Annotated in this window: 22 protein-coding genes; 14 read left to right on the top strand and 8 right to left on the bottom strand. The window is 65.6% G+C overall.

Features of this window, described 5'->3' with window-relative positions; translation table 11 throughout:
• Positions 1 to 170: 170 nt before the first annotated feature.
• Positions 171 to 593 carry a nucleoside-diphosphate kinase gene (ndk, locus tag ACZ5TO_RS05250; RefSeq protein WP_184144620.1) on the bottom strand — a complete coding sequence of 141 codons (423 nt, stop codon included), beginning with the start codon at positions 591 to 593 and terminating at the stop codon, positions 171 to 173.
• Between the two features lie 104 nt (positions 594 to 697).
• Positions 698 to 1,387, bottom strand: a complete 690-nt coding sequence (locus tag ACZ5TO_RS05245; RefSeq protein WP_464799807.1) for a glutathione S-transferase family protein — start codon at positions 1,385 to 1,387, stop codon at positions 698 to 700.
• 132 nt (positions 1,388 to 1,519) lie between these two features.
• Here ACZ5TO_RS05245 and ACZ5TO_RS05240 point away from each other — a divergent pair, with 132 nt between their 5' ends.
• The 5 genes from ACZ5TO_RS05240 to ACZ5TO_RS05220 all read left to right on the top strand — a co-directional run bounded on the left by ACZ5TO_RS05240 (position 1,520) and on the right by ACZ5TO_RS05220 (position 7,041).
• A complete protein-coding gene (locus ACZ5TO_RS05240; RefSeq protein ID WP_464799806.1) occupies positions 1,520 to 2,035 on the top strand; it encodes a DinB family protein in 516 nt (171 codons plus the stop codon).
• A gap of 190 nt (positions 2,036 to 2,225) precedes the next feature.
• Positions 2,226 to 2,510 (top strand): hypothetical protein, encoded by a 285-nt coding sequence (locus ACZ5TO_RS05235; RefSeq protein WP_464799805.1) that lies wholly within the window; start codon positions 2,226 to 2,228, stop codon positions 2,508 to 2,510.
• A 138-nt stretch (positions 2,511 to 2,648) separates the two neighbouring features.
• Positions 2,649 to 3,731, top strand: a complete 1,083-nt coding sequence (locus ACZ5TO_RS05230) for a GGDEF domain-containing protein (RefSeq protein ID WP_184144624.1) — start codon at positions 2,649 to 2,651, stop codon at positions 3,729 to 3,731.
• 117 nt (positions 3,732 to 3,848) lie between these two features.
• Complete coding sequence (gene abc-f / locus ACZ5TO_RS05225) at positions 3,849 to 5,735, top strand: ribosomal protection-like ABC-F family protein (protein WP_184144625.1); 1,887 nt, start codon at positions 3,849 to 3,851, stop codon at positions 5,733 to 5,735.
• Between the two features lie 199 nt (positions 5,736 to 5,934).
• Positions 5,935 to 7,041, top strand: coding sequence for a TRAP transporter substrate-binding protein (locus ACZ5TO_RS05220; RefSeq protein WP_184144626.1), 1,107 nt, complete (start codon positions 5,935 to 5,937; stop codon positions 7,039 to 7,041).
• 369 nt (positions 7,042 to 7,410) lie between these two features.
• Here ACZ5TO_RS05220 and ACZ5TO_RS05215 read toward each other — a convergent pair whose 3' ends face one another.
• Positions 7,411 to 9,186 carry a TRAP transporter large permease gene (locus ACZ5TO_RS05215; protein ID WP_464799804.1) on the bottom strand — a complete coding sequence of 592 codons (1,776 nt, stop codon included), beginning with the start codon at positions 9,184 to 9,186 and terminating at the stop codon, positions 7,411 to 7,413.
• Entirely contained in the window at positions 9,183 to 9,758 is a 576-nt protein-coding gene (locus ACZ5TO_RS05210; RefSeq protein ID WP_464799803.1) for a TRAP transporter small permease subunit, read from the bottom strand. The genes ACZ5TO_RS05215 and ACZ5TO_RS05210 overlap by 4 nt, the downstream gene beginning before the upstream one ends.
• Before the next feature lie 248 nt (positions 9,759 to 10,006).
• Here ACZ5TO_RS05210 and ACZ5TO_RS05205 point away from each other — a divergent pair, with 248 nt between their 5' ends.
• The 3 genes from ACZ5TO_RS05205 to ACZ5TO_RS05195 all read left to right on the top strand — a co-directional run bounded on the left by ACZ5TO_RS05205 (position 10,007) and on the right by ACZ5TO_RS05195 (position 11,795).
• A complete protein-coding gene (locus ACZ5TO_RS05205; RefSeq protein WP_464799802.1) occupies positions 10,007 to 10,933 on the top strand; it encodes a Gfo/Idh/MocA family protein in 927 nt (308 codons plus the stop codon).
• Positions 10,934 to 11,004: 71 nt separating this feature from the next.
• Positions 11,005 to 11,292, top strand: a complete 288-nt coding sequence (locus ACZ5TO_RS05200; RefSeq protein WP_464799801.1) for a type II toxin-antitoxin system TacA family antitoxin — start codon at positions 11,005 to 11,007, stop codon at positions 11,290 to 11,292.
• 2 nt (positions 11,293 to 11,294) lie between these two features.
• Positions 11,295 to 11,795, top strand: a complete 501-nt coding sequence (locus ACZ5TO_RS05195) for a GNAT family N-acetyltransferase (protein ID WP_464799800.1) — start codon at positions 11,295 to 11,297, stop codon at positions 11,793 to 11,795.
• An 11-nt stretch (positions 11,796 to 11,806) separates the two neighbouring features.
• Here ACZ5TO_RS05195 and ACZ5TO_RS05190 read toward each other — a convergent pair whose 3' ends face one another.
• Genes ACZ5TO_RS05190 through ACZ5TO_RS05180 form a run of 3 tightly spaced genes read right to left on the bottom strand, consistent with a single transcriptional unit; the run spans position 11,807 to position 13,892 of the window.
• Positions 11,807 to 12,256, bottom strand: a complete 450-nt coding sequence (locus tag ACZ5TO_RS05190) for a DNA polymerase III subunit chi (protein ID WP_464799799.1) — start codon at positions 12,254 to 12,256, stop codon at positions 11,807 to 11,809.
• A gap of 7 nt (positions 12,257 to 12,263) precedes the next feature.
• On the bottom strand, positions 12,264 to 13,754 hold the full coding sequence (locus tag ACZ5TO_RS05185) for a leucyl aminopeptidase (RefSeq protein WP_464799798.1): 1,491 nt from the start codon (positions 13,752 to 13,754) through the stop codon (positions 12,264 to 12,266).
• Positions 13,755 to 13,757: 3 nt separating this feature from the next.
• Complete coding sequence (locus ACZ5TO_RS05180) at positions 13,758 to 13,892, bottom strand: hypothetical protein (RefSeq protein WP_281396984.1); 135 nt, start codon at positions 13,890 to 13,892, stop codon at positions 13,758 to 13,760.
• 132 nt (positions 13,893 to 14,024) lie between these two features.
• Here ACZ5TO_RS05180 and lptF point away from each other — a divergent pair, with 132 nt between their 5' ends.
• The 6 genes from lptF (at position 14,025) to rsmA (ending at position 21,597) form a co-directional block, all read left to right on the top strand.
• A complete protein-coding gene (gene lptF, locus ACZ5TO_RS05175; protein WP_464800335.1) occupies positions 14,025 to 15,200 on the top strand; it encodes an LPS export ABC transporter permease LptF in 1,176 nt (391 codons plus the stop codon).
• The gene (lptG, locus tag ACZ5TO_RS05170; protein WP_464799797.1) at positions 15,197 to 16,279 is read left to right on the top strand and encodes an LPS export ABC transporter permease LptG; all 1,083 of its coding nucleotides are present in this window, start codon (positions 15,197 to 15,199) and stop codon (positions 16,277 to 16,279) included. Before lptF ends, lptG begins: the two co-directional genes overlap by 4 nt.
• On the top strand, positions 16,279 to 18,618 hold the full coding sequence (locus ACZ5TO_RS05165; RefSeq protein WP_464799796.1) for an LPS-assembly protein LptD: 2,340 nt from the start codon (positions 16,279 to 16,281) through the stop codon (positions 18,616 to 18,618). The genes lptG and ACZ5TO_RS05165 overlap by 1 nt, the downstream gene beginning before the upstream one ends.
• 156 nt (positions 18,619 to 18,774) lie before the next feature.
• Complete coding sequence (locus ACZ5TO_RS05160) at positions 18,775 to 19,680, top strand: SurA N-terminal domain-containing protein (protein WP_464800334.1); 906 nt, start codon at positions 18,775 to 18,777, stop codon at positions 19,678 to 19,680.
• Between the two features lie 52 nt (positions 19,681 to 19,732).
• Positions 19,733 to 20,770 carry a 4-hydroxythreonine-4-phosphate dehydrogenase PdxA gene (gene pdxA, locus ACZ5TO_RS05155; protein WP_464799795.1) on the top strand — a complete coding sequence of 346 codons (1,038 nt, stop codon included), beginning with the start codon at positions 19,733 to 19,735 and terminating at the stop codon, positions 20,768 to 20,770.
• A complete protein-coding gene (rsmA, locus tag ACZ5TO_RS05150; protein WP_464799794.1) occupies positions 20,770 to 21,597 on the top strand; it encodes a 16S rRNA (adenine(1518)-N(6)/adenine(1519)-N(6))-dimethyltransferase RsmA in 828 nt (275 codons plus the stop codon). The genes pdxA and rsmA overlap by 1 nt, the downstream gene beginning before the upstream one ends.
• An 89-nt stretch (positions 21,598 to 21,686) precedes the next feature.
• On the opposite strand, the gene gmk is transcribed toward rsmA, so the two are convergent.
• On the bottom strand, positions 21,687 to 22,349 hold the full coding sequence (gene gmk / locus ACZ5TO_RS05145) for a guanylate kinase (RefSeq protein ID WP_464799793.1): 663 nt from the start codon (positions 22,347 to 22,349) through the stop codon (positions 21,687 to 21,689).
• Positions 22,350 to 22,352 lie beyond the last annotated feature (3 nt).

The raw sequence follows: 22,352 nt of genomic DNA, 5'->3' as shown, positions 1-22,352 counted from the left end.
ACGAAGGAGAGGTTTGCGGAACGACGGTTCCGGTTTGATGGCCGGCATCGCCGCCTGCACGCCGTCATCCTCGGCCCTGAGCCGAGGATCCACAGCCGCGGACGGGGCAGCCCGGTCAAAAGCAAGACGGGGCCTTTCGGCCCCGTCTTTTCATGTCAAAAGCGCGCGGATCAGCCGACGATTTCGGTGTCGGAAAACCAGTACTTGATTTCCTGGGCAGCCGTTTCCGGGGCGTCGGAGCCGTGGACGGAGTTCTCGCCGATCGAGAGCGCGTGGGTCTTGCGAATGGTGCCTTCGTCGGCGTTCGCCGGGTTGGTGGCGCCCATGACTTCGCGGTTCTTCAGGATGGCGTTCTCGCCTTCGAGAACCTGGACGACCGTCGGGCCGGAGGTCATGCCTTCGACCAGCTCGCCGAAGAACGGACGTTCCTTGTGGACGGCGTAGAAGCCTTCGGCTTCGCGGCGGCTCATCCAGACGCGCTTGGAAGCAACGACGCGCAGGCCCGCGTCTTCCAGCATCTTGGTGATGGCGCCGGTCAGGTTGCGCTTCGTCGCGTCCGGCTTGATCATCGAAAAGGTGCGTTCAATCGCCATTTTCCCGTTTCCCTTGGTTTTCCGGTGAAAGTGGCGGTTCAATAGCCGCCAACGCCCGGCAAAACAAGGGGGTGGCGGCGTTTGGCGACTTCAGCGGCAAAGTTTCATGCCGCCGTCACGCGATGGCCGATGCCGCCGTGGAGATCGAGGCAACGGGCGAACCAGCCGGCGACCGGGTCGTCCTCCGCCAGCACCTTCGTGCCCGCGGTCGTGCGCAGCCATTGCAGCGCGCCGAAGACGATGTAGTCCGGAAAGAGCGGGCCGTCGCCGCCGATGAAGGGCTGCGCCTTCAGCATGTTGCGCAGCGGCTGGAGCCTCTTGGCAAACCCATCGACCTCGGCCCGCCCGGCCGCCGCGATCTCCTCCAGCGAGGCGCCGAGGCGCTCCTCCCGGCTGCGGCGGAAATAGGCCTGATCCTTCGGCGCGAGCATGTCGTGGATATCGAGGATGGCGATGCGGGTTACGGCCATGTGCAGCGCCGATTGCGACCAGTTCTCGATGAAGCGGGCCATGGCCTTGCCGCCCTCCCCGCCGAACAGCGAGGGCCGGTCGGGATAGGCCTCGTCGAGATAGAGCGCGATGTCGAAGCTGTCGCGCACCAGCCTCTCGCCGTCGCGCAGGAGCGGCACCGTCGCCGTGCAACCGCCCTCGATGGCCGGGATATCGGTGAAGGGAACCGGCACCGTCTCGTAGTCGAGCCCCTTGTGGGCGAGCGACATGACCGTCTTCCAGACATGGGGCGAGAACTGGCGCGCCGGATCGGCGGCGCAAAGGGCATAGAGCAGTCGCGTCATGAAGGCCTCGTTTGCTGATATGCCGCATTGGACCGCAGCATTGCGCGCGTGGCAAATCAGATAATTTCATGGATGGCATTCACGCCGCTGACGAAGCCCCGTTCTATAGTCCGGATGAATCAGGAGGCCACGATGCTCAATCAATACCGCATGTTCACCGCCTACAATGCCTGGGCCAACCGCACGCTCTACGAGGCGGTCGGCGCCCTTTCGGACGAGGCACGGCGCAAGGACCTCGGCGCCTTCTTCGGCTCGCTGCACCGCACGCTGAACCATCTGCTGGTGGCCGACCGCATCTGGATGAAGCGCTTCACGGGCGCCGGGGATGCGCCGACAAGCCTCGATGCCATCCTTTTCGAGGATTTCGCCGGCCTTCGCCAGGCGCGGCAGGAAGAGGACGCGCGTCTCGCCGCCTTCGTCGATTCGCTGACCGAGGAGAAGATCGCGGCTAACTTCACCTATAGCCCGATCACCAATCCGGGCAGCATCACCCATCCCCTCGGCCCGGCGCTCGCCCATATCTTCAACCACCAGACCCATCACCGCGGCCAGTGCCACGCCATGCTGACGGCGCTCGGCGGCCCGAGCCTTGCGCTCGACCTTCTCTTTTTCCTGCGCAGCGAGAGGCCGGATTTCCTGGCGATTTAGCGGCGAGCGGCCGCTTCGATTCCTGCAATAGCGGTGATACACTCTTCTGCTACGGGAGTATCCGGCATCGGGGCGCGGGGGCGGCTCCGTCTGTCACCCAGGTGACAGGCAGGAAAGGCCGATGCTGGGATAGTCGCTGCCATCGAGGCCGGCGCCGAAGGGCCCGCCTTGCCCGGAGAGAGGACGAACAATGGCAAGAACGACCGAGGAATGGGCCGCCCTGCTCGGCAGCACCCTTTGCAAGATGGCGCGCGTCCACGGCACCGACGCCCCCGATGCCTACCTGCCGGAGGAGTGCTATCCGGTGATCGAGAAGACCTTCGACGTGGCGCTGGCCGAGGCACGCGCCGAGGGCTATGCCGCCGCCATGCGCGACCTGCAGCACAACCGGCAGGTTCGCGAAGAGAGCCCGCGCCGACTGGCGGTGATCGGACAGGTCATGCGTGCAATCCCGCTCGCCCGCCGCATGGCCTGAGGCGGCCAGAATTGCCGTTCGTCAATTTGTCTCGAATTTTTCTTCAGCACACGTAAAATTAACCGCGCAATCCGATAGTTACGCCAATCGATCCGACCCCCGCGCAGGCGTTCCGCCGCGCTCATCCAATGGCGTTTCATGAGCAGCAAAGCCACCTCCGCCCCCAGGGACATACAACCGGCGGTTCCGCCGATCATGGCGCGCATCGCCCATGCCATGGCCAGCCTCGGCATTGCCGCGCTGCCGCGCAACTACGAACTCCTGTTCGAGGCGCTGAACGGCAATGCGGGCGTCGCGCGCGAGATCGCGACGCTCGGCAAGGCGCCCGACCAGGCGATGCTCGATTCGATCGCCCTCAGGCATTCCCTGCCGAGCCATAACGTGCTCGCCGCCGGGCAGGCCGCGGGCGAAGCGGTGCGCGTGCTTTCCGAAATCTCCCGCACGGCAGAGGAGAACCAGCGCCAGCGCGCCGCCGCGGTGCAGGAACTGGAGGAGATCGCCGGGCGGATGAAGGACGACCCGGTGCTCGGCATTTCCGACTTTTCGACCGACACGGGCCGCCTGCTCTCACTCGTGCGCGGCATTCTCGGCGCCGACCGGGCCACGGCTGCGAAAATGGGCGACCTCCAGGCCCATCTCGACGGCCTGCGCTCGGGCCTTGCCGTCAGCCGCGAGGCGCTGACCCACGACCCGGTCACCGGGCTTGCCAACCAGGCGGCGCTCATCGGCCGCCTGAAGCGCTTCTTCCAGGAGGAGGCCGAGGGCAATACCGCCGCCCTCCTCCTTTTCCGGGTCGAGCAGCTCAAGGAATTCGCCGAGACGCATCCGGCAGGGGCGGCGGAAAAGACGCTGAAGCGCCTTGCCGCGATCTTCCGCCAGTCGGTCAAGAAGAACGATTTCGTCGCGCGGACGGGACCGGACCTCTTCTGCCTGCTGCTCTGCGACGTCAACCGCGAGATCGCCGTCACCATTGCAAGACGTGTCGCCGGGCGCGTGGCCGAACGGCCCTTCCCCTTCCTCGACCGCGAGCTGCCGGCCGGCTTCCTCACGCTGACCGCCGGCGTCTCGCTGACCGATTCGGCCGAAACGCCGATGGCGCTCTACGAGCAGGCCGACCGGGCGCTCGCCTATGCCGCCGACAGCGGCATTGCGCTGCGCATCTATTCGGCCGAGGTCGCCGAACGGTCGGGCCGGCTCTATCGTTCAGGCAACGCGGCCTGACGATCCCCGCCGCAAAACCGCTTTACACTTTTGCTGGAATTGCCCCCTCTTCGTCCGGCGCAATTCCGGACGCAAAACCGCTTCGCACTTTTGCTGGAATTGCTCTATAGAGCCGGCATGATCACCATTTCCGGCCTCACCGCCCGCGTCGCCGGGCGTCTCCTCATCGACAATGCTTCCGTTTCCCTGCCGGCGGGCACGAAGGCGGGCCTCGTCGGCCGCAACGGCACCGGCAAGTCCACGCTGTTCCGCATCATCACCGGTGACCTTGCGCCCGAGGCCGGCACGATCTCGCTACCGAAGAACGCGCGCATCGGCCAGGTGGCGCAGGAAGCGCCCGGCACGGACGATCCGCTCATCGAGATCGTGCTTGCCGCCGACAAGGAGCGCGCCGCCCTCGTCAGGGAAGCGGAAACGGCGAGCGATCCGCACCGCATCGCCGAGATCCAGACCCGCCTCACCGATATCGGCGCCCATTCGGCCGAAGCGCGCGCGGCGAGCATCCTTGCCGGCCTCGGCTTCGACCACGAGGCGCAGCAGCGGCCGGCCAAGAGCTTTTCCGGCGGCTGGCGCATGCGCGTGGCGCTCGCCGCCGTGCTCTTCTCCGAGCCGGACCTCCTGCTCCTCGACGAGCCGACCAACTATCTCGACCTCGAAGGCACGCTGTGGCTCGAAGAATACGTGCGGCGCTATCCGCACACGGTCATCGTCATCAGCCACGACCGCGACCTTCTCAACACCGCCGTCAATTCGATCGTCCATCTCGACCAGCAGAAGCTGACCTTCTACCGCGGCTCCTACGACCAGTTCGAGCGCCAGAAGGCCGAGGCCGACGAATTGCAGATGAAGGCGAAGGCCAAGAACGAGGCGGCGCGAAAGCATCTCCAGAGCTTCATCGACCGCTTCCGCGCCAAGGCCACCAAGGCCCGGCAGGCACAGAGCCGCATCAAGGCGCTGGAGCGCATGGGCACGGTCGCCGCCGTCGTGGAAAGCCATGTGCAGCCGATCACCTTCCCCGAGCCGGAAAAGCAGCCGGCCTCGCCCATCGTCGCCGTCGAAGGCGGGGCGGTCGGCTATGTGCCCGGCAAGCCGATCCTCAGGCAGATCAACCTTCGCATCGACAACGACGACCGCATCGCCCTCCTTGGCTCGAACGGCAACGGCAAGTCGACCTTCGCGAAATTCATCTCCGGCCGGCTGGAGGCGGAGGCGGGCGCCGTCAAGCGTGCGCCGGGCCTCAAGATCGGCTTCTTCGCGCAGCACCAGCTCGACGACCTCATCCCCGACCAGTCGCCCGTCGAGCATGTGCGCCGGCTGATGCCGGAGGCCCCGGAAGCCAAGGTCCGCGCCCGCGTCGCCCAGATGGGCCTTGCCACGGAAAAGATGTCGACCGCCGCCAAGGACCTCTCCGGCGGCGAGAAGGCGCGCCTTCTCATGGGCCTTGCCGCCTTCGACGCGCCGAACCTGCTCATCCTCGACGAGCCGACGAACCATCTCGACATCGACAGCCGCCGCGCGCTGATCGAGGCGCTGAACGACTACGAGGGCGCCGTCATCCTCATCTCGCACGACCGCCACCTCATCGAGGCGACCGTCGACCGGCTGTGGCTCGTCAACAACGGCACGGTGAAGAGCTTCGACGGCGACATGGAGGAATACCGCAGCCTCATCGTGCAGTCCGCCCGCAGGGACGACAGGGACAAGCCGGCCGCAGCCGGCGGCGAGGCCAGCAAGGCGGACCTGCGCAAGGCGAATGCCGACCGGCGCGCCCAGCTCGCCCCGCTCCGCAAAAAGATCAACGAAATCGAATCGCTGACGGGAAAACTGCAGAAGCAGATTCAGCTCCTTGATGCGGAACTTGCAGACCCCGCGCTCTACGAGAAGAGCCCGGCCAAGGCCGCCGAGAAGGCGAAGCTGCGGGCGGCGGCTGCCGGAAAGCTCGGCGAGGCCGAGGAGGAATGGCTGGAGCTTTCCGCGCAATACGAAGAGGCGATGGCCGGGTGACCGGCCGGCGCCGGACGATGCTTTTTGCAAGAATCGCACAGAAAACAGGCAGATAGCCGGGCGTTCCCCTCTACGACGAAAGTCGTAGTGGGCCTTTCCGGCGATATCCCCTTCCCGGCTTGAAAGCCTCTTCCCGACATGGTTAGGTTTCCGCGATGATACCAGGACGGGCAAGCCGTCCGCCATTGGGAGGAAAAATATGGATCGTCGTTCATTCATCAAGAAGGCCGGTGTCGCCGGCATCGGCGGCGCGGCCGCCTCGGTGCTCGCCGCCCCGGCGCTCGCGCAGAGCAACCCGAAGATCAACTGGCGCCTCGCCTCCTCGTTCCCCAAGTCGCTCGACACGATCTACGGCGGCGCCGAGGTGCTGTCGAAATACGTGTCCGAGGCGACGGACGGCAATTTCCAGATCCAGGTCTTCGCGGCCGGTGAACTCGTTCCGGGCCTCCAGGCCGCCGACGCCGCCGCGGCCGGCACCGTGGAAGCCGCCCATACGGTTTCCTATTACTACTGGGGCAAGGACCCGGTCTGGGCGCTCGGCGCGGCCGTGCCCTTCGCGCTCAATGCGCGCGGCATGAACGCCTGGCAGTATCACGGCGGCGGCATCGACCTCTTCAACGAATTCCTCGCCACCCAGGGCCTCGTCGGCTTCCCCGGCGGCAATACCGGCGTGCAGATGGGCGGCTGGTTCCGCAAGGAGATCAAGACCGTCGCGGACATGGCGGGCCTGAAGATGCGCATCGGCGGCTTTGCCGGCAAGGTCGTCGAGAAACTCGGCGTCGTGCCGCAGCAGATCGCCGGCGGCGACATCTATCCCTCGCTCGAAAAGGGCACGATCGACGCGGCCGAATGGGTCGGCCCCTATGACGACGAGAAGCTCGGCTTCTACAAGGTCGCGCCCTACTACTACTATCCCGGCTGGTGGGAAGGCGGCCCGACGGTCCACGCCATGTTCAACAAGGCGGCCTATGACGGCCTGCCGAAGGCCTACCAGTCGCTGCTGCGCACGGCCTGCCAGGCGACCGACGCCGACATGCTGCAGAAGTACGACTACCTGAACCCCTCGGCCATCAAGCGTCTCGTCGCCGCCGGCGCGAAGCTGAGCCCGTTCAGCCAGGAAATCCTCTCGGCCTGCTTCGACGCCTCCAACGAGGTCTATGCCGAGATGGAAGCCTCCAACCCGACCTTCAAGAAGATCTGGGACTCCATCAAGGCCTTCCGCGGCGAGTTCTACCTCAATGCGCAGATCGCCGAATACAACTACGACACCTTCATGATGATCCAGCAGCGCAGCAACAAGCTGTAAGCGCCGGCTGAGACGGAAACGGAAAACCCCGGGGCGGCAACGCCCCGGGGTTTTTGTTTGGGCGGCGCGGCTGTCCGGCTCGGCACTCTGCCCTCGCCTTCACCGCCCTCGCCGTCTCCCCCTTTACCGCTCCCTCACCTTGGCTTTCGCTTTCGCTCCTTCTTTCCTCATACCTCCCACCTCCCACCTCTCCGCCGTCATCCTCGGGCTTGACCCGAGGATCCACGCCACAAAGCGAAGCGGTTCCGCGGGGGTGGATCCTCGGGTCAAGCCCGAGGATGACGGCGGAGAGGACGGCGGCTATCCGCTCCCTCTTCAAAGCAGAAGGGCCGGCTTTCGCCGGCCCTTCATGGTTCATTCCGTTACCCGTCAATTGAACGACGGCGGTGCGGAAAGGTCCGTCGCCGGCTTCTCGCCGCCGCCTTCGGCGGGCTTTTCGCCGCCGCTGCCGTCCAGCGGGTTGCCGGCGGGCAGTTGCAGGCCGCCGGGAAGGCCGAGGCCCCCGCCGTTGTCGGGCAGGCCCAGGCCGCCGCCGAAGCCGGGGACCTCGATCTTGATGGTCGCCGGGTCGATGCCGGTGCCCTCGCCCTTGTAGTGCATGACCATGCTCGGGAAGAAGATGGTGAGCGCCACCATGAGGATCTGGATGCCGACGAAGGGCACGGCGCCCCAATAGATCTGCCCCGTCGTCACCGGCTGGGTCATCTTGCCCGTCACGCGGTCGAGATAGGGCACCTTGGCCGCGACCGAGCGCAGGTAGAAGAGCGCGAAGCCGAAGGGCGGGTGCATGAAGCTCGTCTGCATGTTGATGCCGAGCAGGACGCCGAACCAGATGAGGTCGATGCCGAGCTTGTCGGCGGCGGGCGCCAGCAGCGGTACGATGATGAAGGCTAGCTCGAAGAAATCGAGGAAGAAGGCCAGGAAGAAGACGAGCAGGTTCACGACGATCAGGAAGCCCACCTCCCCGCCCGGCAGCGAGACCAGCAGGTGCTCGACCCACAGGTGCCCGTTCACGCCGTAGAAGGTGAGCGAGAAGACGCGGGCACCGATGAGGATGAACAGCACGAAGGACGAAAGCCGCGTGGTGGCGGTCAGCGCGGACCGCACCACATCCATGCTGAGCCGGCCCTTGGCGAGCGCCATGGCGAGCGCACCGACCGCGCCCATAGCGCCGCCTTCCGTCGGCGTGGCGATGCCGAGGAAGATCGTGCCGAGCACGAGGAAGATCAGCGCCAGCGGCGGGATCAGCACGATGATGACCTGCTGGGCAAGCCGCGACATCATGTTGATGTTGAGGCCCTTGTCGGCCAGCGCCACGATGTAGATGAAGATGACGCCGACCGTCGCGCCGAGGATATCGGCATTCTCGCCATAGGTCGGGGCGAGATAGATATGGGCGGCATAGGCGAAGCCGGCCGCGGCTGCGAGCGCGATGAAAAGCGACGTCACGCCCGAGCCGAGCGAACGCGCCTCCAGCGGCAGCGCCGGCATCGAATCCGGCCGGATGATCGTCATGATCAGCACGTAGCCCATGTAGAGGGCGGTGAGCACGAGGCCCGGAATGAGCGCGCCGGCATACATGTCGCCGACCGAGCGGCCGAGCTGGTCGGCAAGCACGATCAGCACGAGCGAGGGCGGGATGATCTGGGCGAGCGTGCCGGAGGCGGCGATGACGCCCGAGGCGATCGACCGGTCATAGCCGTAGCGCAGCATGATCGGCAGCGAGATGAGGCCCATGGCGATGACCGAGGCCGCGACGACGCCGGTGGTGGCCGCCAGCAGCGCGCCGACGAAGATGACCGCATAGGCAAGGCCGCCGCGGATCGGCCCGAAGAGCTGGCCGATCGTGTCGAGCAGGTCCTCGGCCATGCCGGAGCGCTCCAGCACGATCCCCATGAAGGTGAAGAACGGAATGGCCAGCAGCGTGTCGTTCGACATCACCCCCCAGAGCCGTTCGGGCATGGCGTTGAGCAGCGGCCAGGACAGGTTGATCGAATCGGACAGCGGCGCGAGCTCCACGCCGACGACGAAGAAGAGCAGGCCGTTCGCCGCGAGCGCGAACGCCACCGGATAGCCCAGCAGCAGGAACACGATCAGCGATGCGAACATGATCGGCGCAAGGTTCTGTGCGATGAACTCGATCATGCGCCCTTCTCCCCGGCAACGGCTTCATCGAGCGGGGCATGGGTCGGCACGTAGGGCGTCGGGTCCTCCATGTCGCCGCGCATGATGGCGATCTTCTTGATGATCTCGGATACGCCCTGGAAGGCCAGCAGCACGAAGCCGGCGAGCAGGATCGCCTTGGCGGGCCAGACGATGAGGCCGCCGGCGCTGGACGACATTTCCTTCGAATGGAAGGACATGATGACGTAGGGCACGAGGTAGTAGACCATCAGCAGCACGAAGGGCATCAGGAAGAGGCAATGGCCGAAAAGGTCGATCCAGTGCTGCACCCGGCGCGAGAACTTGCCGTAGACGATGTCGATGCGGATATGCTCGTTCTGCGCCAGCGTATAGGCGGCGGCGAGCATGAAGGCGCCGCCGAACAGATACCATTGCGCCTCGAGCCAGGCGTTGGACGATGTGTTGAAAACCTTGCGAACGACGGCATTGCCGGCACTGACGAGAACGGCCACGAGGATCAGCCAGCCGACGGCCTTTCCGATATTTTCCGTGATCGCGTCAATGAGCCGGCTGAAAACCAGCAGCATCTTCATGAAAGCTCCTCCCCGCTTGGCGTGTTATTGGTTTGTTGCCAAGCACAGGCACAGTGCCGATTTCAAGAGCCGATTCAAGCCCGCAGCCCGGTTTTCCCGGCCTGAGAGGCGGCATTAGACGAAAGGCGAATACGCGCGCTGCGCCTTTGCACAAAGGATAGGCAGGCTTGCCCGCACGGCGGCTCTTGCCGCCGGCGAAGGTTCTGCTAAAACAGCGGCGAAATCATCATACAAATAAGGACCGAGCCATGTCCCCGATCAATCTCGCAATCGTCGGCGTCGGCAAGATCGTGCGCGACCAGCATCTTCCGGCCGTCGCGAAGAATGCCGACTACCGGCTGATCGCCGCGGCGAGCCGCCACGGCACGGTGGACGGCATCGACAATTTCAAGTCCATCGACGAGATGCTGGCGGCCGTTCCCGCCATCGAGGCCGTCTCGCTGTGCATGCCGCCGCAGTATCGCTACGAGGCGGCAGAGAAGGCGCTTTCGGCCGGAAAGCACGTCTTCCTCGAAAAGCCGCCGGGCGCGACGCTTTCGGAAGTGGCCGACCTCGAGGCGCTCGCCGCCGCCAAGGGCGTTTCGCTCTTTGCAAGCTGGCACTCGCGTTATGCGCCGGCCGTCGAGGCCGCGAAGAGCTTCCTTGCCGGCACGACGATCCGCTCCATGCGCGTGATCTGGAAGGAGGACGTGCGCCAGTGGCATCCGAACCAGGAATGGATCTGGCAGGCCGGCGGCCTCGGCGTCTTCGATCCGGGTATCAATGCGCTCTCCATCGTCACGCATATCCTGCCGCGCCCGGTCTTCATCACCGCCACGACACTGGAATTCCCGGAAAACCGCGACGCGCCGATCGCCGCGACCATGACCTTCTCGGATGCCAAGGGCCTCGACCTTGCCGCCGAATTCGACTGGCGCCAGACCGGCAAGCAGAGCTGGGACATCGTCGCCGAGACGGATGCCGGCGCTATGGTGCTTTCGGAGGGCGGCGCAAAGCTCTCCATCGACGGCAAGCTCGTGCACGAGGAGCCGGAGCAGGAATATCCGATGCTCTACAGGCGCTTCGCCGAGATCGTGAAGGCCGGCAAATCCGACGTCGACCTCGCACCGCTGCGCCACGTCGCGGACGCCTTCATGCTGGGCAAGCGGAAGTTCGTCGAGGCGTTTCACGACTGAGACCGCCCGACAATGTCGTGACAAACGGTGCGCATTTTGCTAGAATAGGCCCCTGTGGAGATGCGCACCCCATGACCCGCACCATGCGATCCGAGAAACTCGACCTTCGTCTCACTGCCGCCGCGAAACGGACCCTGAGCGAAGCCGCCAAGGCGACAAACCGCTCCGTCAGCGAATTCGTGCTTGAAAGCGCGCTGGCGCGGGCGGAAGCCACCTTACCCGACAGGCGGCATTTCGGCCTTGATGCGGAGCGGTGGCAAACATTCCTCGCGACACTCGACGCCCCGCCACGCGCGATGCCACGATTGAAGCGCCTTCTTGAAACACCGAGCCTTTTCGAGCCGGAAGCAGATCGCTAGCCGTGGCCTTGCGCATAGAGAAATTGCGCCGCAACCATCCGGTCGACGGGTTCGATTGCGGCAAGGATCCACTCAACCGGTTCCTGACCCGCTTCGCCCTACAAAGCCAGCTCTCCAACAGTTCGCAAACCTATGTGGCTTTGTCGGACAACGAGGTCATCGGTTTCTATACACTCGTTTTCGCGGAAGTCCGTTTCGAGGATGCGCCCGACCGGCTGCGCAAGGGTGTGGCGCACCACCCAATTCCACTGATGCTTCTTGCCCGGCTGGCGGTTGCGGCCGATTGGGCCGGCAGGGGAGTCGGCTCCGGGCTTCTCAAGGACGCGTTGACTCGTACACTTGCGGCATCCGACATAGCGGGCCTGCGTGCCTTTGCCGTTCATGCGAAGGACGAAGACGCGCGTTCCTTTTATGCGCGTTTCGATTTCATCGAGTCTCCGAGCGACCCTATGCATCTTTTCGTACTTTTGAAGGATATCCGGGCGCTAATCGGCACCGCGTGAACGGAGCCGCCTCAAGCCTTCTTCACCCAGCGGCCGTCGTTGTTCTGCTGCCAGTAGGTGAGCTGGTGCCCCTCGCCTTTCAGGCGCTTCCAGTGGCCGCGGGCCGCTTCCACTTCCGTCTGGTCGTAGCCGTCGAACATGAAGATCACGCGGTCGTAGGCATCGAGCGGAGGCGGCTGCGCGCCGGCGACGAGGAAGCGGACGGTCGCGGCGTTGGCATTGTCGGGCGTGGTCGTCAGCAGCACCGGCTGTTCGGCGGGAAAGGCCTGCTCGTCGGTGCCATGCGGCAGGAAGCTGTCCTCGCGGAAGGTCCACAGATGCGTGTCGAGCGCATCGCGCCGGGCTTCATCGCCCGCCTGGACGACGACGCGCCAGCCGCGCTCGAGGCTCTTGTCGAGGAGCGGCGGCAGCGCGTCCTCAAGCTTCGATTCGGTCAGGTGGTAGAAGAGGACCTCGCTCACCGTCCCCTCACCCCTCGTAGTTTGCGCGCACCAGCTCGTCGAGCAGGCGCACGCCGAAGCCGGAGGCCCAGGACTGGTTGATCTCGTCGGTCGGCGAGCCCATGGCCGTGCCGGCGATATCGAGGTGCGCCCAGGGCGTGTCCTTGACGAAGCGGTGCAGGAACTGCGCGGCGGTGATCGAGCCGGCATAGCGTCCGCCGGTGTTCTTCATGTCGGCGAACCGGCTGTCGATCATCTTGTCGTATTCGCGCCCGAGCGGCATGCGCCACAGGCGCTCGTTGGTGGCAAGGCCGGCGGCCGTGAGCCGCGCGGCGAGCGTGTCGTCGTTGGAGAAGAGGCCGGCATGGTGGCTGCCGAGCGCGACCATGATCGCCCCGGTCAGCGTCGCGAGGTTCACCATGAACTGCGGCTTGAAGGTCTCGTTGCAGTACCAGAGCGCATCGCACAGCACGAGGCGGCCTTCGGCATCCGTGTTGATCACCTCGATGGTCTGGCCGGACATGGATTTGACGATGTCGCCCGGGCGCTGGGCGTTGCCGTCGGGCATGTTTTCCACAAGGCCGAGGATGCCGACGACGTTCGCCTTCGCCTTGCGGCTCGCAAGCGTGTGCATGAGGCCGATGACGGCGGCAGCGCCGCCCATGTCGCCCTTCATGTCCTCCATGCCGGCGGCCGGCTTGATGGAGATGCCGCCGGTGTCGAAGACGACGCCCTTGCCGATGAAGGCGATGGGGCGGTCCTTGTCCTTGCCGCCCTTCCACTGCATGACGGCAAGGCGCGGCGGGCGCACGGAGCCCTGCGCGACGCCGAGGAGTGCCGCCATGCCGAGGCGCTTCATCTCCCGCTCGGTGAGGATATCGACCTCGACGCCGAGCTTTTCGAGCGCCTTGGCCTTTTCGGCGAATTCGACCGGGCCGAGCACGTTCGCGGGCTCGTTGACGAGGTCGCGGGCAAGGATCACGCCCTCGGCGATGGCGTCGGAAACGTCGTTCGCCTTCTTTGCGGCAGCGGCGTTGGCGGTGACGATCGTCACCTTGACGGTCCTGGCGGGCTTCGTCTCCTCGTCCTCGCCCTTCTTCGTCTTGTAGGCATCGAAGCTGTAGGCGCCGAGCTGCATGCCGAGCGCGAAGTCGGCGGCGTTCTTCGCCGTCACCGTGGCGCCGGGCGCATCGATATAGATCGCCACCTTCTCGGCGCCGCCGGTCTTCGCCGCGGCCGCACCGCCCGCCTTCAGCCAGTCATGGGCGACGAGCTTGTCGGCTTCGCCGAGGCCGAGAACGCGGATACGGTCCACCGGCGCGCCGTGAGGGGCAATGATGTCGAGGCTTTTCAGCGCCTTGCCGGTGAATTTCGCCACGCCGGCAGCGCGCGCGACGACTCCTTCCGGATCGACCTCGCCGAGCCCCGCCGCCGGCTGGCCGGCGGCCTGGAGGAGGATCGCAAGGCCGCCCGAAGCGCGTGCCGTCTTTGCGAAACCGATGTCGAACGTGGAAGCCATGATTTACTCCGATGCCTGTCCTGCGGCCTTCAATGCGGCCGGAAAGGCCGCCAATGGCACCAATTCCTTGTCGCTTTTGCGGCGCTTGGCAAGATGCGGCGCCTCGTTTAGAGATCGTTGACCATGCTTGTTCGCCATAAATTTTCCATCCGCGCGGAGACTCTCCGCTATGGCGTCAGCCTGAAGAAAGTTTATATGCCCATAGGGGTTTCCATGGGCCTTCCCGGCGCAAGAGCGGAACCGCCTGTCGAACGTGCGGATTGAATGAAGATGAAGCTGATCGAGCGCTATATCCTGCGGCGGGCGTCGCTCATGTTCGTCGCCACGCTGCTCCCCCTGCTCGGCATCGTCTGGGTGACGCAGGCCCTCAGCAGCATCAACCTCGTCACCGACAGCGGCCAGTCGATCTTCGCCTTCCTCAAGCTCGCCACGCTCATCCTGCCCTCCGTCATCCCGATCATCCTGCCCTTCGCGCTGGTCATCGGCGTATCGCAGACGCTGACCGTGATGAACGGCGATTCGGAACTGACGGTGCTCGCTTCGGCCGGCAGCTCGCGCACGACGATCATCCGGCCGATCATGATCCTGGCGGTGGCGATGAGCATCGCGTCCTTCGCCGTCGACAATTTCGTCGAGCCCTATTCCCGCATGGCCGTACGCAAGATGATCGCGACGGCCCATGCCGACATGCTGTCCGCCGTCGTGCAGGAAAACACCTTCCGCAAGGTCACGGACGGGCTTTACGTGCAGGTCGCCAAACGGCGCAACGGCGGGGTCCTGGAGGGACTCTTCGTCGCCGACACGCGCGATCCGCGATTCGAGATGGTCTACTATGCCCGCGAGGGCGCCGTGGACGAGAGCAGTTCCGCCCTCGTGATGAAGGACGGCGAGGTGCACCGCAAGCTGCCGGACGGCAACGTCTCCATCATCAAGTTCGATTCCTACGCCTTCGACCTTGCCGACCTCACCCAGACCACCGGCGGCTCGAACATCCGCGCCAAGGACCGCGACCTTCCCTTCCTGCTCAATCCCGATCCGGACGATCCATACTACAAGAAGGATCCCGGCTCCTTCACCGCCGAGCTGCATCGCCGATTCTCGGAATGGCTCTTTCCCGCCGTCTTCGGCCTGATCGCACTCGTCGTCAGCGGCGACGCGCGCTCGCACCGCGAGGCCCGCATGCATCCGATGATCACCGCGCTTCTGACGGCGCTCTTCGTGCGCTGGCTCAGTTTCTACGCCTCCAACAGCGCGGAGGAATCGGCCTATTTCATTCCGGTCATGTATCTCATCCCCCTGCTCACGGCCGCGCTTGCCATCCGCTACCTCGCGCGCAACAAGAGCCTCGACATCCCCATGACCTTCGGCGAGCGTATCGGGGAGCTCCGTGGCCGGCTGCTGTCGCGGCTCACCGGGCGCGGTTCGGTCGGGAGCGGCGCGCCATGATCCGCACCCTCGGCCTCTATTTCTTCCGCCGCTACGTCGTCACCACCATCTGGTTCCTGCTCGGCATCTTCTCGCTGATCTTCATCATCGATTTCAGCGAGATGTCCAACCGGGTCGGCGGGCTCCCCGGCTACACGATCACCACGGGTCTCCTGGTGACGGGGCTGCGCATTCCGATGATCCTCATGCAGACGGTGCCTTTCGTCGCGCTCTTTTCCGGCATGGCGGCGCTCATCTCGCTCAACCGGCGTTACGAGCTCGTGGTGACGCGCGCGGCGGGCATCTCGGTCTGGCAGTTCCTGCGGCCCTTCGTCATCGGCGCTTTCCTGTTCGGGCTGCTCGCCGTGCTGACGCTCAATCCGCTCGCGGCCTGGGGCAGCAAGAAGGCGCAGGAGGTCGAGGCCGCCTGGGGCGCGACCAACTTGGCCCGCGCCGAAACCTCCGTTCCATGGCTGCGGCAGGTCTACGGAAAGGACGAGGCGATCATCGGCGCCAAGGCCGTCCTTGACGACGGAACGCGGCTCCTCAACGTCTCGGTCATCCACTTCGACGACGACAATCGCATATCGCTGCGACAGGACGCCGATTCGGCCACTTTGAAAGATGGTTACTGGCTTCTTAAGAACGTGCGCGAAACGCGCATCGGCGAATTGCCCGTGCATCTCGATGAGGTACAGCTTCGTACCAACCTGAAACAGGAGTTCGTCCAGGAGAGCCTGGAAAAGCCTGAAAGCATTGCCTTTTTCGAGCTTGGCCGGAAGATCGCGGCGGCCAGGTCCTTCGGTTTCCCCACGAACGCGATGGAAACCCAGTTCCAGTCCATGCTGGCCCTGCCGCTCCTGCTCGTTGCGATGACGCTGATCGCCGCCTGCGTCTCGTTAAAATTTAGCAGGTTTAATCAATCGCGTGCGGTGATTCTGGGTGGAATCCTTTCAGGCTTCATGCTTTATGTCGTCACCGTGCTTGTGAAGGCATTCGGAAGCAGCGGTGTTGTTCCTCCGTTCGTTGCGGCCTGGCTCCCAGTGGTCGTCGCAATGTCCTTGGGTGCGACGATTCTTCTGCATCAGGAGGACGGCTAGTGGCGGCAGGCGACCGCAAAACGTATCGGTGGTTGAAAGCCGCCCTGCTTGCAGGTGCGGCCATGTGCGCCCTCGTGCCCGCTTCCGCCCTTCCCGTTCGCGCCCAGATGTCGGACGTCGCCGCGTCCGATCCGAAGGTTCCCGAGGGCAGCAAGCTGCTCCTCGCCTCCAACGAACTCATCTATAACAAAGACAACGAAACGGTGCTCGCCCGCGGCGCCGTGCAGATCAATTACGGCGGCTACAAGCTCGTCGCCCGCGAGGTCGAATACGACCAGAAGACGGGCCGGCTGAAGGCGCGCGGCAATATCGAACTGATCGAGCCCACCGGCAACCGCGTCTACGGCGACGAGATGGACCTGTCGGACGATTTCGCCAACGGCTTCATGAATGCGCTGCGCATCGAGACCACCGACCTGACGAAGCTGGCCGCCACCAGCGGCGAGCGCGTCAACGACGAGGAGATGATCCTCAACCACGCCGTCTACACCGCCTGCACGCCCTGCGCGACCGATCCGACGCATCGCGGCCTCTGGGAGGTCAAGGCGGAGCGCATCGTGCAGAACGGGCGCACCAAGACCATCCGCCTCGAACATGCGCGCTTCGAGCTGTTCGGCAAGCCGGTCGCCTATATCCCGGTGCTCGAGGTGCCGGACCAGACGGTCAAGCGCAAGACGGGCTTCCTGTTCCCGCAGTTCCGTTACGCCCAGAAGCTCGGTTTCGGCGTGACGACCCCCTACTATATCGCGATCGCGCCGGACATGGACGCGACGCTCTTCCCGACGGCGCTCACCAGCCAGGGCTTCCTGCTGGAAGGGGAGTTCCGCAAGCGCTTCCACAACGGCCAGATCACGCTGCGCGCCGCCGGCATCAACCAGATGAACGCCGACGTCTTCACGGCGAATACGAGCGACTGGGAAGAGGACGGCTTCCGCGGCATGGTCGCCTCGACGGGCCGCTTCACGATCAATCCCCGCTGGACGTTCGGCTGGAACGTCATGGCGCAGAGCGACAACAACTTCTCGCGCACCTACGAAATCCAGGGCTACAAGGGCAGCACCGTCACGAACCAGGGCTATCTGACGGGCTTCAGCCGCCGCAACAGCTTTGACCTGCGCGCCTTCTATTTCGACGTGCAGGACGCCGATTCGACCGACACGGCCGAGCGCCAGCAGGCGATCGCCCAGGTTCTCGACCACAAGTATTTCGTGCCGGAATCCGTCTTCGGCGGCGAGCTGTCGATCACGACGAACCTCACCAATCTCGACCGGGACATCGCCGACACCTACACCGTGAACGGCACGAACCGCTACCGCGGCCTCGAAGGCGGCATGACGCGCCTGACCAGCGAGGTGGAGTGGAAGCGGCAGATCGTCGTGCCGGGCGGCCTGGTGCTGACGCCGCTTCTGGCTGCGCGCGGCGATGCCTACCGCCTCGACATGCGCCCGCCGGGCGGCGCCTATGCCGGCAGCTTCACCTCCGACGACAGCGCGACGCGCTCGATGCTGACGGCCGGCCTCGAGGCCCGCTACCCGATCCTGGCGACGACGGACTACAGCACGCATCTCTTCGAACCCATCGCGCAGATCTACGTGCGGCCGGACGAGGACCTTGCCGGCGGACTGCCGAACGAGGATGCGCAGAGCTTCGTCTTCGATGCCACCAACCTCTTCGAGCGTGACAAGTTCTCCGGCTTCGACCGCGTCGAGGGCGGCACGCGCGCCAATCTCGGCATGCGCTATACCGGCACCTTCGACAACGGCGTTACGCTGCGCAGCATCATCGGCCAGTCGTTCCAGCTCGGCGGCCTCAATTCCTTCGCCACCGCCGACCTCGTGAATGCCGGCGCCGATTCGGGCCTGGAAACCGACCGTTCCGACTATGTCGGCATGGCGGGCCTCGACCTGCCGGGCGGCATCTCCTTCTCGACCAGCACGCGTCTCGACAAGGACGACTTCTCGCTGCGCCGCATGGATACCGCGCTGCGCTTCGAGGGCATGCGCTTTACGACCGACCTCACCTATACGCGCATCGCCGCGCAGCCCGATTACGGCCTGACCGAGACCGCAAGCGAAATCCAGGCCGCCGGCGCGTTCCGGTTCCGCGACTACTGGTCGGTCTTCGGCTCGGTGACCTACGACATCGGCAACCATGTCGTCTCGCGCAACGGCATCGGCCTGTCCTATGACGACCGCGACACGATCTTCTCGATCGTCTACGAGCAGGAACGCGACAAATCGAGCAGCGTGGCCAACGACTGGTCGATCGGCGCACGCCTGATGTTCCGCACGATCGGCGACATCCGGGTCGGCGACGCCGCCTTCACCGGCCTCGAATAGGCCGCGCGGCGGCTCTTGTCATCGTTTGGCCGCATGTATTATGCACATCCGGGACGCTTGCGATGACGCCCATGCCGCCCCAGGGCAGCGGGGCGGGCACGGAACGGGTTTGGGAAAGGGACTGGCATGAACGGCAGACAATCTCTTGTGCGCTCCATGATGATGGGCGTCGCGCTGGCCGCGGCGGTCACGCTTGCCGTGCCGGCGGGCACGGCCCTGGCCGCAAGCACGGTCGTCGCCGTCGTCAACAACACGGCCATCACCACGGGCGATATCGAGCGCCGCGTCGCGTTCCTGCGCCTGCAGCATGCCAAGGGCAATCTCAGGAGCATGGCCCGCGAGCAGTTGATCGACGACACGCTGAAGCGCGAGGAAATCCTGCGTACGCGTTCGTCCGTCAGCATGACCGAGGTGGATGCCGCCTATGCGCGCTTTGCCGCCTCCAACAAGATGAACGTCGACCAGCTCGGCCAGATCCTCGACCGCGCCGGCGTCGGCACGGAACATTTCAAGCAGTTCATCGCCCTGCAGATGAGCTGGCCGCGCGTGGTCAACGCCCGCTTCGGCAAGGCAAACGGCAAGACGCTCGCCGAGCGCATGCAGGAGAACGGCGGCAAGAAGCCGGTCACCACCGAATATTTCCTCAAGCAGGTCATCTTCGTCGTGCCGGAAAAGCGCCGCAACGCCATCCTCGGCAAGCGCAAGGCGGAGGCAGAAGCCTCCCGCGCGAAATTCCCCGGCTGCGACCAGGCGAAGGCCTTTGCCGCGACCATGCACGACGTCTCGATCCGCGACCTCGGCCGCGTCCTCGCGCCGGAAATGCCGGAGGACTGGAAGCCGCTGGTGGAGAAGGCCAAGGGCCAGACGACCGGCACGCGCGTGACCGAGAAGGGCGTCGAGTACCTTGCGATCTGCAAGCAGCGCGAGGTGAACGACGACATGGCCGCGGAAATGGTCTTCCGCGCCGAGGACCTTGCCAAGGCGAAGAGCGGCGAGAGCGACGAGAACAGCAAGAAGTACCTCGCGGAGCTTCGCAAGAAGGCGACGATCACCGAACGCTGATGCCGCGCTCCGCCCGCCGGAGCGCTCCTTCCTCGAATTGTGACGGGGCCGCATGACCACGACGACGCTTCCTCCGCTGGCGCTCACGATGGGCGATCCGGCAGGGATCGGCCCTGATCTCACGCTTGCCCTCTGGACGGCCCGCAAGGCACTTTCGCTGCCGCCCTTTCTCTTCATCGGCGACGGCGACGTGCTCAGGCAGCGGGCACAGGCGCTCGGCCTCGACGTCGCCGTGACCGCCGCGGAGCCGGAGACGGCCGCCCGCCTCTTCCCGGAGGCCATTCCCGTCCTTGCCTCCGATTGCGCGGTGCCTGCCGTGCCGGGCACGCCGGATTCCCGCAATGCGGCCGCCGTCACCGGCGCCATCGAGGCGGCCGTGGCGCTGACGCTTGCCGGCCGCACCTCGGCCGTCGTGACGAACCCGATCGCCAAGGCCGTGCTCTACGAGGCCGGTTTCGGCTTTCCCGGCCATACGGAGTTCCTCGCCGACCTCTCGGCGGAGGCGGCGGGTGGACGCGTGCCCCTTCCCGTCATGCTGCTGGCCGGCCCGAAGCTGCGCGCCGTGCCGATGACGATCCACATCCCGCTGAAGGACGTGCCGGCGGCGCTCACGGAAGACCTGATCGTCGAGACCGCGACCATCACCGAAGGGGATCTTCGCCTCCGCTTCGGCATTGCCCGCCCGCGCCTTGCCGTTGCCGGCCTCAACCCGCATGCCGGCGAAGGCGGTGCGCTGGGGCTGGAGGACGACGCGATCGTGCGGCCTGCCGTCGAGCGCCTGAAGGCGGCCGGCATCGATGCCGTCGGCCCGCTTCCGGCGGACACGATGTTCCACGACGCGGCGCGCGCGACCTACGACGTGGCGCTCTGCATGTATCACGACCAGGCGCTGATCCCGGCCAAGGTGCTCGGCTTCGACACATCCGTCAATGCCACGCTCGGCCTTCCCTTCATCCGCACCTCGCCGGACCACGGCACGGCCTTCGCGCTCGCGGGCAAGGGCGTCGCGCGGCCGGACAGCCTGCTGGCGGCCCTTCGGCTCGCCGAAGAGCTGGCCCGCAACGGGCAGGCCATGAAGGAGGCCCGGTAATGGCGGCACTCGACGGACTTCCGCCGCTTCGCGAGGTCATCCAGCGGCACGGGCTCGACGCGAAGAAGGCGCTCGGCCAGAACTTCCTGCTCGACCTCAACCTGACGCAGAAGATCGCCCGCACGGGCGGCCCCATCGAGGACCATACGGTGATCGAGGTCGGCCCCGGCCCCGGCGGCCTGACGCGCGCCATCCTGGCGCTCGGCGCCAGGCGCGTGATCGCCATCGAGCGCGACGCGCGCTGCCTGCCGGCACTCGCGGAGATCGCGGCGCACTATCCGGGGCGGCTGACGGTCATCGAGGGCGATGCGCTGAAGACCGACTTCGAGGCGCTGGCGCCCGGCGAGCCGGTGCGCATCATCGCCAACCTGCCCTACAATGTCGGCACGCAGCTTCTCGTCAACTGGCTGCTGCCGAAGTCCTGGCCGCCCTTCTGGCAATCGCTGACGCTGATGTTCCAGCGCGAGGTGGGCCTTCGCATCGTGGCGGAGGAGAACGACGACCATTACGGCCGGCTCGGCGTGCTCTGCGGCTGGCGCACCCATGCCCGCATGGCCTTCGACGTGCCGCCGCAAGCCTTCACGCCGCCGCCGAAGGTGACGTCATCGGTCGTGCATCTGGAGCCTGTCGCCAATCCGCTGCCGTGCGACGTGGCGGCCCTGGAGCGCGTCACCCACGCCGCCTTCGGCCAGCGCCGCAAGATGCTGCGCCAGAGCGTGAAATCCCTCGGCGGCGAGGCGCTGCTGGCACGGGCGGAGATCGATCCGCAGCGGCGGGCGGAGACGCTGAGCGTGGAAGAATTCGTGCGGCTGGCGAACGCGCTGTAAGCTGTAATATCCCGGCTGCGAAGTATGCGGCCTTGGCTTACCCCGTCTGCCCGGCAGGGCAGACGGGGTGCGGTTTGCTACGATGCCGCCTATCCGAGAACCGGCCTCTCCGTCACCAGCCCCGTCACGAACTCGAACAGGCCATGGCGGCGATCGCGGCGCAGGCGCTCGGCTTTCACGATGCTCTGCACCGCGTCGAAGGCGACGGAGAGGTCGTCGTTGAGGATGACGTAGTCGTATTCCCGCCAATGCTCGATCTCGGCGCGGGAATTGGCAAGGCGCGTCTGGATGACCTCCTCGGTATCCTCCGCGCGGCGGTGCAGGCGCGATTGCAGCTCGCTCATCGAGGGGGGCAGGATGAAGATGGAGACGACGTCGGCGGGCATCTTCTCCTGAAGCTGCTGGGCGCCCTGCCAGTCGATGTCGAACAGCATGTCGCGGCCGGCGGACATGGCCTCCTCCACCGGCTCGCGCGGCGTGCCGTAGAAATTGCCGTGCACCTCGGCCCATTCGAGCAGCGCGTCGGAATCGCGCAGCCGCTCGAATTCCTTCTGGTTGATGAAGTGGTAGTGGCGGCCAGCGATCTCGCTGGCGCGGCGCGGGCGCGTCGTCACGCTGACCGAGAGGCTGAGGCCGGGATCGGCCTCCAGGAGGTTGCGCGCGATGGTCGACTTTCCGGCGCCGGACGGCGAGGAGATGACGAGCATGAGCCCGCGGCGTTCGATGTGGATCTGCTTCGACGGCTCGGCCATGGC

The sequence above is a fragment of the Shinella sp. Sh6 genome, from assembly GCF_055392685.1.
The sequence above is the reverse complement of the archived record's forward strand: the minus strand, read 5'-3'. Positions and strand labels throughout refer to the sequence as shown.

Coding starts and splice junctions, on each gene's coding strand:
- ndk (WP_184144620.1), bottom strand. CDS start 593: ATGGCGATTGAACGCACCTTTTCGATGATCAAGCCGGACGCGACGAAG.
- ACZ5TO_RS05245 (WP_464799807.1), bottom strand. CDS start 1,387: ATGACGCGACTGCTCTATGCCCTTTGCGCCGCCGATCCGGCGCGCCAG.
- ACZ5TO_RS05240 (WP_464799806.1), top strand. CDS start 1,520: ATGCTCAATCAATACCGCATGTTCACCGCCTACAATGCCTGGGCCAAC.
- ACZ5TO_RS05235 (WP_464799805.1), top strand. CDS start 2,226: ATGGCAAGAACGACCGAGGAATGGGCCGCCCTGCTCGGCAGCACCCTT.
- ACZ5TO_RS05230 (WP_184144624.1), top strand. CDS start 2,649: ATGAGCAGCAAAGCCACCTCCGCCCCCAGGGACATACAACCGGCGGTT.
- abc-f (WP_184144625.1), top strand. CDS start 3,849: ATGATCACCATTTCCGGCCTCACCGCCCGCGTCGCCGGGCGTCTCCTC.
- ACZ5TO_RS05220 (WP_184144626.1), top strand. CDS start 5,935: ATGGATCGTCGTTCATTCATCAAGAAGGCCGGTGTCGCCGGCATCGGC.
- ACZ5TO_RS05215 (WP_464799804.1), bottom strand. CDS start 9,186: ATGATCGAGTTCATCGCACAGAACCTTGCGCCGATCATGTTCGCATCG.
- ACZ5TO_RS05210 (WP_464799803.1), bottom strand. CDS start 9,758: ATGAAGATGCTGCTGGTTTTCAGCCGGCTCATTGACGCGATCACGGAA.
- ACZ5TO_RS05205 (WP_464799802.1), top strand. CDS start 10,007: ATGTCCCCGATCAATCTCGCAATCGTCGGCGTCGGCAAGATCGTGCGC.
- ACZ5TO_RS05200 (WP_464799801.1), top strand. CDS start 11,005: ATGACCCGCACCATGCGATCCGAGAAACTCGACCTTCGTCTCACTGCC.
- ACZ5TO_RS05185 (WP_464799798.1), bottom strand. CDS start 13,754: ATGGCTTCCACGTTCGACATCGGTTTCGCAAAGACGGCACGCGCTTCG.
- ACZ5TO_RS05180 (WP_281396984.1), bottom strand. CDS start 13,892: ATGGCGAACAAGCATGGTCAACGATCTCTAAACGAGGCGCCGCATCTT.
- lptF (WP_464800335.1), top strand. CDS start 14,025: ATGAAGCTGATCGAGCGCTATATCCTGCGGCGGGCGTCGCTCATGTTC.
- lptG (WP_464799797.1), top strand. CDS start 15,197: ATGATCCGCACCCTCGGCCTCTATTTCTTCCGCCGCTACGTCGTCACC.
- ACZ5TO_RS05160 (WP_464800334.1), top strand. CDS start 18,775: ATGATGATGGGCGTCGCGCTGGCCGCGGCGGTCACGCTTGCCGTGCCG.
- pdxA (WP_464799795.1), top strand. CDS start 19,733: ATGACCACGACGACGCTTCCTCCGCTGGCGCTCACGATGGGCGATCCG.
- rsmA (WP_464799794.1), top strand. CDS start 20,770: ATGGCGGCACTCGACGGACTTCCGCCGCTTCGCGAGGTCATCCAGCGG.
- gmk (WP_464799793.1), bottom strand. CDS start 22,349: ATGGCCGAGCCGTCGAAGCAGATCCACATCGAACGCCGCGGGCTCATG.